We start from the raw sequence: 17,640 nt of genomic DNA, 5'->3' as shown, positions 1-17,640 counted from the left end.
TGCACTGTAAATCGCGCATACCAGATTACCGACTTCTTTAAGAAGTCGGTAATCTGAGTTTTGTGTGGACAACGCAGACGATTGTAATTAAAGGTAGCTTATCATCAATAGCTTAATTAATACAGGTATTTATCAACTCCGATACTCCAGTTACCGGAAAAATTTTGGTATTGAGTCGAGACGCTACTTCCTCAACACTGATATCATCGAGAAATACTAATTCTCCATGCTTGAGCATTACACTTGGCAATAAAATTCCATCCCCTATATTAATTCCTTGTAACTTAGATAGCAAATCATGACCAGTTATTAATCCAGTTACGCTTATTGTTTGTCCCCAGTATTCGCTTGACAGAGCTTGCATATTCACCTCTAACCCTTCTACCGAATTTAACTGCTGTAAAATCGGTTGAAATGCTTTTTCAACTGCATTACCCACAACCCAAGTAAGTTTCCTTAGTGGTTTGACTTTTGCTGGTAATACTTTTGAGGCAGTTGTTGCAAATTCTTTCAGGAATAAGCGAATTGAACCAACACCGTTATCGATTTGGGGATAATCTTCGTAATCAACTTCACATGGTAACTCCTCACCAGCAATTAAAAACCATTCATCAGCTAGCCAAACAACAGTAGAGTTTAACTTTTGACGAAATTCCTGCTGAAGACTTTTAACCTGTAAAATCACCTCTTGAGCTATTTCAGGGGTGACTGGTACAAGTTCGTCTTCAGTCGGACGAAATCGTGTTAAACCTACAGGTACTATCGCTATTGATGCTACCGCAGGCACTTCACTTGTATAAAACGACGCTAAATCACGGATAGTTTGTTCCAAATGCTTGCCGTCATTTATACCAGGACAGACGACAACTTGAGCATGTATTTGCAGGCGCCGTTCTTGGAACCATTTGATTTGCTTCAATATTTCACCAGCGCGCGGGTTTTTGAGCAATCGAATTCTGACATCAGGTTCCGTTGCATGTACTGATACGAATAAAGGCGAAAGTCGCATTGCTTCGATGCGCTGCCATTCGATGCGTGACAAGTTGGTCAGGGTTAAGTACGAACCATAGAGAAAGCTAAGACGGTAATCATCGTCTTTGTAATATAAAGACGCGCGTTTACCAGGTGGTTGTTGGTCAATAAAGCAAAACGGGCATTTGTTATTGCACTGAATCAGATTATCAAACAGTGCCGTTTCAAACTCTAGCCCTAAATCTTCATCGTAATCCTTCTCAATCTCCAAGGAGTGAGTTTTGCCATTGGCATCTAATATTTCAAGTTCGAGTATCTCATCCGCACACAAAAATCTATAGTCAATCAAATCGCGCGGACGAGTCCCATTAATACTGACAATTGCGTCTCCTGCTTCAAAGCCTATTTCAGCAGCTATCGAATCAGATAATACTTTTGTTATACGAGCGGGTTTAGCGACGGACATAAGTAGGGTGCGTGAAGGCTACTAACAATCTTAAAACGAAGCCAGCAATCTGGTAGCCTTCACGCACCAGAGTAAATAAGGTGCGTGACGCCATTTAATAGTCTTTCCCCTGAAGAAATTGTTTTTTCTTCACGCACCAGAGTAAATAAGGTGCGTGACGCCACTCGACCAATGCTTCGTTTTAAGATTGTTGGTAGCGTCACACACCCTACTCGATGGCTTTAAATGCTCCTGTAGCAATGGCGCCTAAAATAGCTGCACCAAATGCAAGACGATACCAAACAAACACCCAGTTGCTGTTGCGCTGTAGAAATTTAAGTAACCAAGCAATAGATAGATAGGAGAATATGAAAGTCGAGATAATCCCGACTATTAAGGGCACAATCATATGTGATACTGTAAGAACGTCCTTGGTCTGGACTAGTGTGGCAATGGCAAGCGTTGGAAATCCCAGCAAAAACGAGAATCTAGCCGCAGTTTGACGTTGCAATCCTAAAAATAAAGCGGTTGTTAATGTAGAACCTGAACGGGAAGAACCGGGCAACAAAGCTATCATCTGTCCCAAACCCACAAGAATTCCATCTTTGATTTCTAACTCTTCAAACCCACGCTTGCGCGAACCGATTTTTTCTCCCAACCCTAACAGCGTTGCCATCACTATCGACATACAAGCAATCATTAACGGACTTTCTAACTCGACTTTCAATACTTTCAGCACTAACCCACCCAACAACGCAGGAATTGTTCCAATTACAATTCCTACAAATATTTTCCATTCTTCGCGCTGCCACTGTTTACGTTTAAACGCAGCCAAGGCGCCATCTAAAATACTTAAAATATCTTTACGAAAATACCACCCTACTGCAAAAACGCTTCCTAGCTGAATTCCATCGATTGCGGCTTTACTCCATGTCGCTTTCCATCCCAAAATATCCCGAAAGATTATCAGGTGTGCTGTGCTGCTGATGGGCAAAAATTCTGTTATTCCCTGCACTATTCCCAGTACTATACCTTGTATTACTTCCCAAAGTAAATTGGACTCACCCGCAACGGCGTTACCTGCTTGCATCAAGTGAGTTGAGACAGGCATCAAATAATAGCCTGCTACAAAAATTGTTCCCATTAACCAGACTCCCGAAGTGGCTGCGTAACTTTACCGAATTATCCAACTTTACGTTATCAGCGTCAGCGATTCCGGGTGACATTTATTTGAGTAAAAAGTGCGCTCGTGCTGAGAAAACAGTTAATACTCAGCACGAGCGCACTTTCTACGAGCGCACTGATTGAGGGTATAATGTAATTTAAATGCCCTAGGGGGGGATTTAATGTTATGTTATTTTAAATAAGATAAAGTTAAGTAACAAATATTAAAATTAAAATTTTGGTTAATACAGCCTTGGTTAATACACTTATACCTGCGCGCGCAGCTTCTACCCAGTCATTAGAAACTTTAGATGAATCCAGACTCGCTGTTACTCAGAGCGCGCTTTTGGATGTAAGGAGTGATTTGAGAGATGATTTAGTCAGTAATGTTACAACTTTAGAAGTAAGTCACTCTCAACAGCTTTATACTTCTGCGGTTTCTGTATCCTTAGTTCCTCCTGTGTCGCTTCTCATTTTTGGAGCGGCTATATTTCTGGTTTCGGTTCCAGTTTTTGTTGAGGCGCCTCTGGTCAGAGCTTTACCTTGGGTAAGTTTGGGACTAACGGGGTTTTGGATGTGGCTGAGTTTTACTTTAATGTCCCGTAGCAAAACTTATATATGGGGCGATTTACTTTACGGTTTTAGCTGGAGTTGGTTGGCTGGCTCAATTTACTGGGGCTGGTTGCGATGGGAACCAGTATGGCATATACCAGTAGAAGCGATTGGATTGCCTTTTGCAATCTGGTGCTTGCGACGTAACTGGGGAAAAGTAGGTAACTGGTTTTATTTAGGCTCACTGTTTGGAACAGTTGTTACTGATATTTATTTTTATTTAACAAACTTAATTCCTTATTGGCGCCAAATTATGAATGTAGAGCCAGATCAAGTATCAGGAATTTTACAGGCAGCGCTATATCAAGTCCAAACACCAATTGGTGAATTGTGGGCATTAATTCTTGGGGTAACACTCTTAACTGTTGGAGTTCTGCCGTTAGCAAGACAACAAAATCATTGGTTCGCGTTCTCTGGCGCCGTCTTGAGTACTATTTTGGTTGATGTGCTATTCCTGCTAGCTGCAATGTATGCCTAAATATATATGCCTAAATACATAGACACTTATTATTTGTAATAAATCTTTGTATAGTTTTGTATCGGCGCTAAGTACGAAAAGCAGCGCGAAATTAAGCATTTTCGTTGACTTTTAGCAAAAATTTATCCAAACCCATGAAGCATCAGAGTTTTGGGTATTAATACGCTGTATATTAGTTTCTGATAACTGCTGTGTTGGTTTATTAAGTTGTCGGTCGTGATCAGTCCGTATTTAGTTGTTATTGTTTTTCTTTACTCATGACTACTAACTATTGACTATTGATTACTGATGGCTTGAAACAATGATATTTGTTGGATGGAAAAAGGTGGAAAGTATCGTGAAACGATTCGCACGTATATTATCAGTATTTAGTTTGTTGATAGCTTGCTTTGGGTGGTTGGGAACAACTCAACCTGCTCAAGCTATTACATTGAATGGTTTTGGTATTCAGTCGGTTCCCGTATTCGCAGCAGAAACTAGCGAAGCATATCGTAACCGTGCAGATGATAGGCTGGCAGAAGTTTACGGGAAAAAAATCGATTTAAATAACACCAATATTGCTTCTTTTCAACGCTTCCCAGGATTGTATCCGACGCTCGCAAGTAAAATTGTGAGAAATGCCCCATACGAAAGTGTTAAGGACGTTTTGGATATTAAAGGACTGAGCGAACGTCAAAAGCAAATTCTGCAAGCGAACCTCGACAACTTTGTCGTTAATGAAGTTGAATCTGTTTTTACCGAAGGTGACGACCGTTATAACAACGGTATTTACAGATAAAAACTAGATGGAAAAGGGGAAAGGTAAACCCTTCCCCCCAAACCTATCCCCCTAAACCCCTTACATTAAAGTTTGCCAATTGAACGCTGAATTAAATCAATTTGATGTTTTAGTAGTAGGTGCTGGTGCGGCTGGACTCTATACCGCACTATGTTTACCTGAAAGCCTGCGAGTTGGCTTAATTACTAAGGAAAGTATTTCGTTATCTGCTAGTGATTGGGCACAGGGTGGTATCGCTGCTGCTGTTTCACCCTCGGATTCACCGCAATTGCACGTTGAAGATACTCTAAAGGCAGGTGCGGGATTGTGTGATCTTGAAGCAGTCGAGTTTCTTGCCCAAAATGCTTCAGCTTGTATCAAGTCGCTTGTAGATTTAGGTGTTGCTTTTGACCGTCACAGTGGAAATTTAGCGCTGACGTTAGAAGCTGCTCACTCCAGACACCGTGTTCTCCATGCTGCCGATACAACAGGACGTGAAGTTACGACGACGCTAGCAAACCAAGTTCTTAAACGCCCTAATATTCAAGTTGTTCAACAAGCTTTGGCATTAGGTTTATGGCTTGAGCCATCTTCAAATCGCTGTCAAGGTATTAGTTTATTTCATAATAATCAAATTACTTGGGTATATGCTGCTGCTGTCGTGCTGGCAACGGGTGGTGGTGGTCAGGTATTTGCTCAAACAACAAACCCAGCAGTCAGTACGGGTGATGGTGTTGCTATCGCTTGGCGGTCTGGCGCCATTTTACGCGATTTAGAATTTGTCCAATTTCATCCAACTGCCTTAACTAAAGCTGGTGCTGACCGTTTTTTGATTAGCGAAGCTGTACGCGGCGAAGGCGCCCATCTAATTGACGATACTGGGCGACGCTTTGCTTTTGATTATCATGAAGCAGGTGAACTGGCGCCGCGCGATATTGTTAGTCGAGCAATTTATAATCATTTACAACAAACAGCTGCTGATCCATCAACGGCACATGTCTGGTTAGACATGCGCCCAATTCCCGCTCCCACAATTCGCTACCGTTTTCCCAACATTATCAAAGTTTGTCAGTGTTGGGGAGTTGATGTTTTCTCCACTCCAATTCCTGTGGCTCCTGCCGCACACTATTGGATGGGTGGTATTGTTACTAATTTGACTAACAGAACTAATATAGCAGGTCTATATGCTGTTGGAGAAACTGCTAGTACTGGTGTTCATGGAGCGAATCGTTTAGCGAGTAACTCACTACTTGAATGCATTGTATTTGGCGCCCAAATGGCAAATATTAAGCTAGAAAAACCTAAAACGACCGAATTAAAACCTCAAGACGTACCTTTTACATTGATTTTGGCAGAATTAAACTCTTGTCAAGAGTATCTTGACGACCTGCGCGGAAATATTCCTCGCTTAATGTGGCAAAGTGCTGGAATATGTCGTGAACAGCATCGTTTAGAAAGCGCAATTGTAACAGTAGAAAAATGGCAGAGCGATTTTAATGATTTACCACTGAGTCAATTTATATTCAATTTGCGTCCTCAAGAAAATGTTTTAGATATATCTAACGTTGACAAAGTCTTGCGACTTTGGGCAGAAACTCGCAATTTACTTGACATTGCTTATTTAATTTTAAAAAGCGCAGCTTTCAGAACTGAGAGTCGAGGTGGACATTACCGCACAGACTTTCCATCACAGAATTCTAATTGGCAGTCACATACACTAGTGCAAAATTACAGTTGGTATAAATCGTAAAAATTCGCTTGTAGTAAGGTGTGTGACGCTACTCAACTATAGCTTCGTTTTCCAATTGTTCTGGCATCACACACACCCTACCTTGTGCCGCTACCGTGTTCACTTTCGGGTGCCCCATAATTAGGTGGTTCGTATTCTACGACGGAATCTTGTATTAACTGAGCGTTATTTAAAGTTGGTTCACTCCTAACTGAATTTGCCAAGCTATTAGTTACACCTACAGTGTGATTAAGTTTTGCTGCTGCATCAGCAATCCTAGGAACTAATAAATGGGCGCCAACAAAGAAAAATAGCGCGCTTGCTATTTTTAAACTGCTTACCATAATCTTCCGTATCACTCCTTACCTGGTTAATAAGTACTATTACTTAATTGTTTTTACTGACAAAATTTTCTCAAAAGTTAAGAAACTATAAAGTTTTGACAAGAGCAACATTAAACAAAATTTAATTTTCCTAGTGAAGCAGATGGTTTAAAAGTGATTATACGGGGTAATCTGACTACAACCACTTAGAAAAGAATTTTTAATAACAACTTAGTGATACTACTGCAAAGCTGTCCCTTACATCACCCCTAAGGGTGATATTCCTTCAAGAGATAACATAGCAATTGCTCAAAACATGGTTTTCTTTTACAATATCTTAATTCTCTTCAGTGTAATTACTGTGCTAATTAGATAAAAAACATACTAATAAATCCTGTTAGGTAGTCAAAGTAGGCTCTAGTAAAATCTATGTCAATAGAGTAAGTAACCCAATTTAGAGGCGAAATGTTGTTATTTTGCCAATTGTTGCAATATCTAATAGTTTCAACAAAGAAAATCAATCCAGTATTATTACGTAGTTTGATTACTACTTAAGAACTAATACTTAAGGCATAGTAGTTAAGAGTCACTGTTGTCGGAAGAAGCTTTTTTAGGCGAGCGTTTTCCATTTAAGTTACTTAAGCGAACTCATAACGATTTTTGCCCATATTTTTCGCGCAATACATTGCGGCATCAGCTTGTTTAGTTAAAGTATCAGAGTCATCACTATGAAGTGGGTAAATACTAATACCAATGCTTGCGGATACTCTCACGACGTTGCCTTCTAAAAGAATTGGTTCAGTTATTGTTAATAAAATTTTTTCAGCAACTTTGGCTGCAACTTCTTCAAAAGGTATCGCGCGCAGAATAACTGTAAATTCATCACCACCAAGTCGCGCAACAGTATCGCTTCCACGTAAGCAGTTATTGAGTCTAGCAGCAATGGCAATTAATAGACGGTCACCCATTTCATGACCAAAGGTATCGTTAACTTTTTTAAACCCGTCTAAATCAATAAATAACAGTCCTACCATTAAATCATTGTCTTTAGCCCATAAGAGTGATTCTTCAAGTTTCTCAGCAAATAGTTTGCGATTGGATAGCCCAGTAAGGGGGTCGTGGTATGCTAGGTAACGTAGACGGTCTTCTTGTATCTTTAATTCGCTGTTAGAACGAACCAGCTCAGATGCGGTACGTCTGAGGTCTTCTTCCATCCGCTTGCGTTTAGTAATATCACGAATAACTCCGACCAAATAAAAATTGCCCGCAGCGTCTTTGTGGAGCGAACGCTTAGTAGCTACCGAGTAAGTATTACCTTTTCTATCGGTAAACTCTTCCTCGTTTTCGTGCGGTAGTTGGGTCTGAAAAACTAAATCGTCAATAGTCCGAAATGTTTGAGCTTGAGACTGGGGAAAATAGTCATAGTCGTACTTTTCTAGCAGTGTTTCTTTGGAATAACCAATAAATTGGCAATAAGCTTCATTTAAAACAATCCACTGATGTTTATTATTTTTGACAAAAACTGGGTCAGGAATTGTGTTTATAATTTGATCTAAAAACTCTTTGGAGCGCTTCAACTCTTCTTGGACATAGGTAATTTGAAAAGTAATTACAAGTACAGAACCCCACAAGCTAACCAACCCAGGTACAATTGGTATCCACCAACCATCAAGAAATATTACAAATGCACTACCTGTTAATACACAACTGCTAAGTAGAATGGTTAAAAAACTGGCTGTTGTACCTTGAATTCGATATCTTGTAACCGCACCTAAATACGCGCACATCAAAATCCATAGGTATTCAATTAAATCTGGCCATACTTTAATTAACGCTCTTGAGTCTAAGGCGCCACTTATAAGTTCGCTAATAAAGTAAGCTTGTAGTTCGACACCAGCTATAGTTTTAGCAGTACCAGCAAATTGATTAGAATATGGTGTCAGTACATAATCTTGTAGTGATAGTGCAGTTGAACCAATTAAGACAATTCGGTCTCTAAGCAAGTTTTCAGGAACTTTATCGCTCAGAACATTCCGCAACGGCACCTTATGGAAACCCCATTTATCAGGAGAACAAGTTATACAACTAGGTTTACGAAAATTTGATATAATTTGATAGCCTCTGTTGTCTGCTCCTATATACGAACCATGATGAGGTTCAAAGCGGGTGAATACTGCTTTACCCAACTGTAAAAACTTTGGGTCACTTTGTGCTGCTTTCGGTACAATACCTTTTGACTTTAAATAAAGTTTCGCTATTTTGAGTGCAAAACTTTCGTGTTTTTGATGCTCGTAAGTGTGCGAGTATAACAAACTTCGCCGTACCTTTGAATCAGCGTCAAATATTATATTATTAAAGCCAACTTGATTTCGAGCTAAACCAACTGGTGGTAAAACACGGTTATCCTGATTTTGCGATAGCTTTTCAATACCAATTAAATTAGGTGTAGATTTGTAAACAGAAAGTAGCTGTTCATGACCAGGATTAACCTTGAAATCGCGGTAAATATCCAAACCAATTGCACGAGGTTGATATTTATTTAATTTTGTCAATAATTCTGCGATTACGCCATCTGGTAGTGGCCAAGTACCAACCTTTCTAAGAGATGCTTCGTCAATCGTTACAATTGTAATCCGCTGCTCGGGCGCCTCAAGTGGACGTAACTGAAAGAATTTATCTAATGCACTCCATTCAAAGAGTTGAAAAAAAGTTAATGCACGCAAAGCAATAACGCAACTTGCAACACCAAATGAAACAAGAAACTCCTTTTGCCCTTGAAAAGGCCGCTTCGGCTTCCGTAACCTTTGGTAAAACTTGTATCGCTGCTCACTCATGGACATTACCCATTTGGGTTTCTAAACTTTTGACTGTTCGCTATTACAAAAGTTATGAAAATACGGTCATTAAAATATAACTACCACTATAGCTACTATTAAGGTGTACGTGTATTCAAATGGGTTTGTCAAGATTAATAGAGCAATAATCTTTGACAATACCAATTCGTAAATATGAAATTAACTTATTCAGTCTATGTAAAAAAATTAACTTGCTTACAATTTGTTACAATTGTACATAATTTCTATATAGTTATTTATAAATATGAAAATACCCTCTTGAAATAAAAGAGGGTGTAACTTGAATAAAGTCTTAAATACTATTGTATCAAGTGTATCAAGACTTAAAGTATTTGAAATCACGTGAACCTGTGTAACCAGATGCCTTAGCAAGTTCATCCAAGTTTTGGACACCACCGTAACTTTTGCCGTTAATAATCCAAGTTGGATATCCTTTTACACCAGCAGCTTGGCAGTCTTGTGGTTTACCAACAGGACTATCTTCGCCACATTCAGTCTTGACATTATTTTCAGTAATTATGTTGTAAGCTTCTTTACCAAAAAGTAATTTTTGCTCGTGACAATGTGGGCACCAATAAGCAACATATTCTTTGGCGCCAATTTTAGCCAAATGCGAAGCGAGTTGTTTTTCAGCTTCGCCGGAGGTAGTAGTAATTACCCAACCTGATTTAGGATCAGGTTTACCAGCTTTGCGGGGGTCGAATATAACTTGTCCACCGCCGCCGGAACCAGCTTGTACAATAGTTACACCTAACCGATTCGGGTTGCCTGGGTCTCCATTATTACCATTGGCAATTGAATTGTTGATTGGAGCATAAGCTGCAAGAGTAGCAATCAGCGTTACCATACCAACAATAACCGCCGTAAAAAAGATTTGACCGACATCTTCCCATGAACGACCAATAATAGTTAGTACTAAAAGGCTGAGTGAGAATAACGCTGAGGCGATACAGTAATAACAAACGGCTTTGATTTGAAAAGCGAGCAAGTACATTAAGTAACCGCTAAACACGGTCATAGCAATGCTGCCAGCAAGTAGCAGTAGCCATGTTACATTTTCTAAGTTTCTGCGCTGCTCTTTATTCTTTTCTGGTTTGATTGCTAGTGGCGCCAATGCAAATCCAACCATGCTACTGTATGCCAAAAAACCGAATATAGCTAATGGCACACCGAAAACTGTTGCCCAAGGACTTGAAAGAACATCATTACAACCAGCAGCTTTCTGCGCGCAAGCAGCGGCGCCTCCGCTCAACTTAACAATGCTAAGATAGCCAGTGTTTAAAGCACCGAATCCAGCTATGGCAGCAATCAGAAAGCGTGAATAACGATGAATCCAAGGGATAGAACGACGGCGACTCATAATTTTACATCAAGGAATGGAGTTAGGAGTAGGGTGCGTGACGCTATAACTATTCTTAAACGAAGCTAATCATCAGGTGGCGTCACGCACCTTACGAGGAGCTAGTTCCTATTCTCTATTTTAAGAATGTAGTTTTACCGACGAAGGAATAGACTTGTTGTTGCTGTTAGAATTGCGACTCATTCTAGCTGCTTCGACAAATGCAGCAACACGGATAGGGTCGATAGTTTGCTCAATACGCCCTTGACGTTTGAGTGAACTTGATACAATTACACCATCCGCAGCTTGCATTAGTGTAGCGATATTATCCACGCTAGCACCACTTCCTATCAATACTGGAGTACCATTAGACGCAGCAGAGGCAAGCTCTAAATCTTCTAGGTTTGGTGGACTACCTGTTGCCCAGCCGGATAGAATTACAGCATCAGCTAAACCGCGCTCGATTGTATCTTTAACTGCAACGGTAAGATTAGGGGAACTTAAGGGACGTGCGTGTTTAACTAGCACATCAGCAAGAATTTTCACATCGCTGCCTAACTCGCGTCGATACCGTAACAGTTGATGTGCCTCTCCTTCAATTAATCCTTGATCAGTTGCCATTACTCCAGTTAAAACGTTGACGCGAATAAATTGCGCGCGAACGCAGCTAGCAATGGCCATAGCGCTTTTGGCATCATTCCGTAACACATTTAACCCAAGCGGTTGGGTGACTAAATTTTGTATTCGCTGTACTGCGACTGTTATAGCACTAACAACCGCTGGGTCTACCTGGTTTTTAGTAAATGGCGCATCGAAAAAATTTTCGACTATAATACCGTCAACTCCTCCACTCGCAAGAGCAGCGGCTTCTCGTTCGGCACGGTCTATTACCGCTTTCAAACTTCCTCCCCAACGCGGAGAGGTCGGCAGCGGCAAAAGGTGAACCACGCCAATAATAGGTGTTTGGGTTTTAAATAACTGATACAAGTCCACTCTTCAATTAAACCGCTTTGCGGAGTCCTAATTCTAAAGTCACAGCCTCTTCTATTGAAAAACAATCAATGCTAAAAGGGAAAGGGTAAGGAATGAGGTAATTATTTTCGTATTTTTTTCAAATTCATGCTATAAGGTTCGGTTTTCTGCCTCCTCCTTAAGGAATAATTTAATATCAAAGTTTTCATAAGTTATGTTAAGATAGAAAGTGGCTACAAGAGGAGACTGCCGCTTAATAAAATGCACTCTGACTCGTACTATATGGTAAAGTCTACCAATAAGGTACACTTTCCTGTAGAATGGCAACGTGATAAATAAAGTTAGGTTATCAGCAGCCCACAGCTTTACGCTTTTCATTTGAGCAGCAAGCTGACACACCGCACGGCAGCATAACAATGCGCTTGCGATATTAACCTAGGGGTTGCGACTTCTTTTGGATACGCCACAGACAAATGTTTACGCTTTCTTACCGCGTATTCACATTAGTCATCCAGAGGGCGGACTTTACTACGGGTGAATTCACAACGCATTTCCCGGTTGCGGTAATGTACAATACTTACAGCTAACAATTTTGTAGAATTGTAAAGAGTGTTCAATTTACCCTAAAAAGGAATCTTGTATTTTCTCTGGAGACACTGTTATTAAGCATATCATAGTATGTCTCGTCAAGACTATGAGCAGTTGTATAGTGCGTAATGGAGCGCGCCTGATTGAGGAGCATTTGTAAGGAAATTGAGCCGACCGAATGTTTTTTGATCAAATGTCAAAGGTAGTGATTTGAGAATGATGCTTGAATGTTTGATAATTTGTAGTGAGTTAAACGTGACAAAAACCTGAAAAATATATTAAAATATGGGTGAAAAGCCAACGATTGCTATTTCTCATCTGGGCTGCGAAAAAAATAGAATTGACACGGAACATATGCTGGGACTGCTTGTAGAAGCAGGTTACGGCATAGATAGTAACGAAGAGTTAGCAGATTACGTTATTGTTAATACATGTAGTTTTATTGAAGCGGCGCGCGCTGAATCGGTTCGGACTTTAGTCGAACTGGCTGAAGCGAACAAAAAAATAGTCATTACCGGCTGTATGGCACAACATTTCCAAGAGCAATTATTGGAAGAGTTGCCCGAAGCGGTTGCAGTAGTAGGGACAGGTGACTATCACAAAATTGTGGATGTGATTGAGCGCGCATCAAGTGGCGAGCGAGTAAAAGAAGTTAGCGATGAGCCAACTTATATAGCTTCGGAGTTGACACCACGTTATCGAACGACAACGGAGGGAGTAGCTTACCTACGAGTAGCGGAGGGATGCGATTATCGGTGTGCATTTTGTATAATTCCACATCTAAGAGGAAATCAACGTTCGCGTACTATAGAATCTATTGTTGTTGAAGCCGAGCAATTGGCATCTCAAGGAGTAAAGGAAATCATTTTGATTTCTCAAATTACTACAAACTACGGTATGGACATTTATGGCAAACCGCAGTTAGCTGAATTACTACGCGCGTTAGGTAAAGTAGATGTGCCGTGGATTCGGATGCATTACGCTTATCCGACAGGATTAACAAGCGATGTAATTGCAGCAATTCAAGAGACACCAAATGTTCTGCCTTATTTAGATTTGCCCTTGCAGCACTCACACCCCGATGTTCTTCGTGCGATGAATCGTCCTTGGCAGGGGCGGGTAAACGATGCGATAATTTCACGCATTAAAGAAGCATTGCCAGATGCAACACTGCGGACAACATTTATTGTTGGGTTCCCGGGAGAAACGGACGCGCATTTTGACCATTTGTTGGAATTTGTACAGCGTCACGAGTTTGACCACGTTGGAGTATTTACTTTTTCAGCAGAAGATGGTACACCAGCGATTAATTTGCCCAATCAAATACCGCAAGAAATAATGGATGCAAGACGGGATGCTTTAATGGCACTCCAGCAGCCGATTTCTCAGAAAAAGAATCAACAACAAATAAGTAAAGTTGTCGATGTTTTAATTGAACAGGAAAATCCCTCTTCAGGTGAGTTAATCGGTCGAAGTAGTCGTTTTGCCCCAGAAGTCGATGGGCTTGTGTACGTTAAAGGACAGGCCAAGTTAGGAAGCATCGTACCTGTTGCAATCAACAGTGCAGATGCCTATGACCTTTATGGTCAAGTTAAACAGCTAGTAGCTATCAGTTAGCAGCTTATAGTTAGTAGTCATGGCTAGTAGATATTTTATGATTACAATAATTACCCTTTTTTCTATTAGCCGTTATTAATACCCATTACCGAATTAGAAGAGTCAGGAGAATTAATGAATCCTTCGTTTCAAGAATTAGGTTTATCAGAAGAACGTGTTCAACAGTTAGAAACACTTGGTTTCGCAGAACCTACTAATATTCAGGCACAAGCAATTCCACATTTGCTTTCTGGACGTGATGTTGTTGGTCAATCACAAACTGGTACTGGTAAAACTGCTGCTTTTTCCTTACCAATATTAGAAAGACTAGACGTTAATCATCGTGCTGTACAAGCTTTAGTTTTGGCGCCGACTCGTGAGTTAGCAATTCAAGTACATGACGCTGTTTCAACATTTATTGGCAACTCTGGCTTACGGACTGTTGCGATTTATGGTGGTCAGTCGATTGAACGTCAAATAATGCAACTGCGACGTGGAGTACATATAGTAGTTGGTACACCAGGACGTGTTATCGACTTGCTAGAGCGTGGTTGTTTAAAGCTCGACTCTGTACGCTGGTTTGTATTAGATGAAGCCGATGAGATGTTGAGCATGGGCTTTATCGATGATGTGGAAAAAATTCTTTCCCAAGCTCCAACCGAGCGTCAAACGGCATTATTCTCCGCAACAATGCCTCCAAGTATTCGCCAGCTTGTCAACAAGTATTTGAATGACCCTGTTACTGTTACAGTACAACAGCCAAAAGCGGCGCCAAACAAAATCAACCAAGTTGCGTATGTAGTACCTCGTAACTGGAGTAAAGCAAAAGCATTACAGCCGATTTTGGAAATGGAAGACCCAGAGTCAGCGCTAATCTTTGTTCGTACTCGTCGTACTGCTGCCGAACTTACAAACCAACTTCAATCCGCAGGTCATAGCGTGGATGAGTACCACGGTGATTTATCACAACAAGCCAGAGAGCGCTTATTGGGAAGATTCCGTAATCGTCAGGTACGTTGGGTAGTAGCAACTGATATTGCAGCGCGCGGTTTAGACGTTGACCAGTTGTCCCACGTAATCAACTTTGATTTACCAGATAGTGTTGAAACTTATGTACACCGAATTGGTCGTACCGGTCGTGCTGGTAAAGAAGGCACTGCGATTACATTAGTACAGCCATTCGAGCGTCGTAAGCAACAGTTATTTGAGCGGCACGTTCGTCAAGCTTGGCAAGTGTTGCCAATTCCAACACGCGCGCAAATTGAAGCACGCTACATCCAAAAGTTACAAGAGCAAGTGCGCTCTGCGCTAACTGGCGAAAGATTGGCTTCATTTTTACCAATTGTCCGCGAGTTGAGCGAAGAATACGATGCTCACGCAATAGCAGCAGCGGCGTTGCAATTAGCTTACGATCAAACTCGTCCAGCTTGGTTACAAAACGAAGTTGATATTCCAGAAGAAGAAATGTTATCACCAACACCCAAACCGAAACTTCGTGGAGGTGGTGGTTCATCACGTCGCGAATATTCGGGTGAACGTCGCGGTCGCTCCTGGGATGGTGAAGCTGGGCGTGAAGGTGGACGTAATAGTTCCGTCAAACCCAAATTGAAAGGTGGTTCTTCTACACGAACTCGCGAGTCATCGACAGCAGGCGCCAAGAAACTTGGTTCTGTAAGTACTGCTCAAGAATCAGCAACATAGCTGTAGCAAGATAGCTCTAAAAAAGGCGCCCGTTACCCGTGGGTACTTTCAAAGCGGGGCAGCAAGTAAGTTAATAAAATTGGTTTATTGGTATTCCCAAAACCATTTTAAATTTCGCACCCCGCAATACACTTGCTACCACGTTTTTAACCCGCGCTTAAGTAAGTGGCGCCTCTAATCTTTAGATAATTTTTTTAATTAAAATTTAAATAGCATAAGATTCCCGACTTCTTAAAGAAGTCGGGAATCTTGGCCTTGCGTGAGAGTCAAAATTTAATTTCTCTCCAATTTTGAGCTTCTGCAAAACGACTCAAATGCTTAACATTACCTGTCGCTATCACTACATAATGACCAGGAAATTCTTCTTTTAACATCTGCCAATGGGCACAAATAATCACATCCGCATCAAGGCTTTTGTTGTCAGCAGTGGGTATACCTTGACTGCGCGCGGATGCCCAAATTTCAGCAGCTTGTAAAAGTACTTCAGAAGTAACAGATAAAAAAGTGATAAATTCTTGTAATGCATTTAAATTATAAAGGCTATTTGAATAAGGCTTACTGCGAGTTTCTAAAATCAAGCTTCTTCTTACTTCATAATCACATAATTCGGAAGAGCGAACATCAACGCCTTTAGCCATTAAATCATAAAGCCACTCTAAGCAATCATTAATTCCACCAACTTGATTTGGATTTACAATTTGTCCTAGCACACCTGAGTCAAGAAAAACAATCATGATTCTGAGTATAATTTTTGTCCGGAAGGTCGTTCAGCATCTACTGTTTGCTTAAAGCTTTCAAAAAATTCTTGCTGACGCTTTGCTTCTTCGTCAGACATATTTTTATTACGTTCGATATATTTTGCTAGAGCTACCATTTTAGGAACGTTTCGTCTTAACTGTTCCTCCATACTCCAAGCTGGTTTCTCGTTAGCATAGGATGTATTACCTAAATTTAAAAATTGCCTAATAATATCGGCCTCTTTATGATCGACATGAATAGGGGTGGGGTATCCCTCCAAAATTAGGTCGTAACTGTCGTCTTGTGTGTTCTCTGTTGGAATAAGAGCAATAAAGCGCGCGAGATTAATTATTTTACCACTAGGTAGTTCTACAGTCGTATTCATACATAAATTTCCTTGAATGCAAATGTAAACGTTACGTTTACACATTGTAACGCGCGCTCCGAGGCACTTAAATCCATATTTTCCCTAGCTGACCGATTATACCGTGGTACGTTCCAATCAAACAAGCCCAAATTTTAATCGGTTTCTTACTGTTATCGAATAAAAAAATCTTTGCAATGGTATAAATTAAATATTTGATGCGATGTTTCAAGCTAAATAAACGACACCATCCTTTTGCGTATCTCATTTCTAAATAGGTGTGATTGCGACATATATAATAATGTCGTAATCCAGAATATTTATGTATATAAAGTTCTTTATGTAGAAAATAAACTACATGAGGTTCACCAAAGTTATGCTGCATAATAGCTTGGGTAATAATTAAGTTAGAATACCCTTTTTGTTTTAATCTCAGTCCAAAATCAAGGTCTATTCCATCAATAAATAAGTCAGCGCGCGGAGGATGAATAGTTTTGGCTTTGTCGATAGAAATTAGTGAACCAGAGGTAATGGGAGCATCACATTCATAAAAGTCTATTTGATTTGTGTGTTTACATCCAATAAAGGAATGCTGTGCAAATACGGCACCTTCAACAATAGTATTAGTTTTAATATCAATTGGAGTTGGGGCAATAATGCCAATTTGATGTTGTGTAGATAATCGTTGATATACTTCTATTAGTCTTTCTAAGCAATTTGGTGTCGGTACACTGTCTTGGTCAAAAGTCCATAAAAAATCATACTTTTGTACAAGTGCTAAATTGAGTGCTTTATTTAAGCCGGCGCCGATGCCTATATTTTCTGGATGACGCTCTATAATTATATGATTTGATTCGGGAAGTGAGACTGTATCAACGTGAGAGTTATCGATAATAAATATTTTATCGATTGGAAACGTTTGATTTTTAAGAGCTTGCACGCAATTATTTACAGCTTTGCTATCTTCATAAGCTGTAATATAAGCTAAAATTTTTAATTGTTTCACG

14 protein-coding genes are annotated in these 17,640 nt (G+C 40.3%); 5 read left to right on the top strand and 9 right to left on the bottom strand.

Annotation, left to right across the window (positions count from 1 at the left end; genetic code table 11):
- Positions 1-112: 112 nt before the first annotated feature.
- Together AC2JBO_RS01130 and AC2JBO_RS01125 are read right to left on the bottom strand one after the other, a co-directional pair.
- Entirely contained in the window at positions 113-1,438 is a 1,326-nt protein-coding gene (locus tag AC2JBO_RS01130; RefSeq protein WP_496951774.1) for a TIGR03279 family radical SAM protein, read from the bottom strand.
- A 208-nt stretch (positions 1,439-1,646) separates the two neighbouring features.
- Positions 1,647-2,561: an undecaprenyl-diphosphate phosphatase gene (locus tag AC2JBO_RS01125; RefSeq protein WP_496951773.1), complete on the bottom strand. Its 915-nt coding sequence runs from the start codon at positions 2,559-2,561 to the stop codon at positions 1,647-1,649.
- Between the two features lie 480 nt (positions 2,562-3,041).
- Here AC2JBO_RS01125 and AC2JBO_RS01120 point away from each other — a divergent pair, with 480 nt between their 5' ends.
- From AC2JBO_RS01120 to nadB, 3 genes are all read left to right on the top strand, one after another.
- Positions 3,042-3,671, top strand: coding sequence for a DUF3120 domain-containing protein (locus tag AC2JBO_RS01120; protein ID WP_496951806.1), 630 nt, complete (start codon positions 3,042-3,044; stop codon positions 3,669-3,671).
- A 337-nt stretch (positions 3,672-4,008) separates the two neighbouring features.
- Entirely contained in the window at positions 4,009-4,449 is a 441-nt protein-coding gene (gene psbU / locus AC2JBO_RS01115) for a photosystem II complex extrinsic protein PsbU (RefSeq protein WP_496951772.1), read from the top strand.
- 79 nt (positions 4,450-4,528) lie between these two features.
- On the top strand, positions 4,529-6,178 hold the full coding sequence (nadB, locus tag AC2JBO_RS01110; RefSeq protein ID WP_496951771.1) for an L-aspartate oxidase: 1,650 nt from the start codon (positions 4,529-4,531) through the stop codon (positions 6,176-6,178).
- 77 nt (positions 6,179-6,255) lie between these two features.
- Here the strand turns inward: nadB and AC2JBO_RS01105 are convergent, their stop codons facing one another.
- The 4 genes from AC2JBO_RS01105 to btpA all read right to left on the bottom strand — a co-directional run bounded on the left by AC2JBO_RS01105 (position 6,256) and on the right by btpA (position 11,667).
- Entirely contained in the window at positions 6,256-6,501 is a 246-nt protein-coding gene (locus AC2JBO_RS01105) for a hypothetical protein (RefSeq protein WP_496951770.1), read from the bottom strand.
- Between the two features lie 617 nt (positions 6,502-7,118).
- Positions 7,119-9,314 carry a CHASE2 domain-containing protein gene (locus AC2JBO_RS01100; protein WP_496951769.1) on the bottom strand — a complete coding sequence of 732 codons (2,196 nt, stop codon included), beginning with the start codon at positions 9,312-9,314 and terminating at the stop codon, positions 7,119-7,121.
- Positions 9,315-9,651: 337 nt separating this feature from the next.
- Positions 9,652-10,695, bottom strand: a complete 1,044-nt coding sequence (locus AC2JBO_RS01095; protein ID WP_496951768.1) for a vitamin K epoxide reductase family protein — start codon at positions 10,693-10,695, stop codon at positions 9,652-9,654.
- A 120-nt stretch (positions 10,696-10,815) separates the two neighbouring features.
- Positions 10,816-11,667: a photosystem I biogenesis protein BtpA gene (gene btpA / locus AC2JBO_RS01090; protein ID WP_496951767.1), complete on the bottom strand. Its 852-nt coding sequence runs from the start codon at positions 11,665-11,667 to the stop codon at positions 10,816-10,818.
- 852 nt (positions 11,668-12,519) lie between these two features.
- Between btpA and rimO the strand changes: the two genes are divergently transcribed.
- Together rimO and AC2JBO_RS01080 are read left to right on the top strand one after the other, a co-directional pair.
- Entirely contained in the window at positions 12,520-13,851 is a 1,332-nt protein-coding gene (rimO, locus tag AC2JBO_RS01085; protein WP_496951766.1) for a 30S ribosomal protein S12 methylthiotransferase RimO, read from the top strand.
- Between the two features lie 114 nt (positions 13,852-13,965).
- A complete protein-coding gene (locus AC2JBO_RS01080) occupies positions 13,966-15,531 on the top strand; it encodes a DEAD/DEAH box helicase (protein WP_496951765.1) in 1,566 nt (521 codons plus the stop codon).
- Positions 15,532-15,797: 266 nt separating this feature from the next.
- On the opposite strand, the gene AC2JBO_RS01075 is transcribed toward AC2JBO_RS01080, so the two are convergent.
- The 3 genes from AC2JBO_RS01075 to AC2JBO_RS01065 form a co-directional block, all read right to left on the bottom strand.
- Positions 15,798-16,265: a PIN domain-containing protein gene (locus AC2JBO_RS01075; RefSeq protein ID WP_496951764.1), complete on the bottom strand. Its 468-nt coding sequence runs from the start codon at positions 16,263-16,265 to the stop codon at positions 15,798-15,800.
- Complete coding sequence (locus AC2JBO_RS01070) at positions 16,262-16,654, bottom strand: hypothetical protein (protein ID WP_496951763.1); 393 nt, start codon at positions 16,652-16,654, stop codon at positions 16,262-16,264. The genes AC2JBO_RS01075 and AC2JBO_RS01070 overlap by 4 nt, the downstream gene beginning before the upstream one ends.
- A 67-nt stretch (positions 16,655-16,721) precedes the next feature.
- Positions 16,722-17,639 carry a glycosyltransferase family 2 protein gene (locus AC2JBO_RS01065; protein WP_496951762.1) on the bottom strand — a complete coding sequence of 306 codons (918 nt, stop codon included), beginning with the start codon at positions 17,637-17,639 and terminating at the stop codon, positions 16,722-16,724.
- Position 17,640 lies beyond the last annotated feature (1 nt).

It is taken from the genome of Calothrix sp. CBUCES-K 9914 (assembly GCF_059640475.1).
This window is presented reverse-complemented; position numbering and strand designations above follow the sequence as displayed.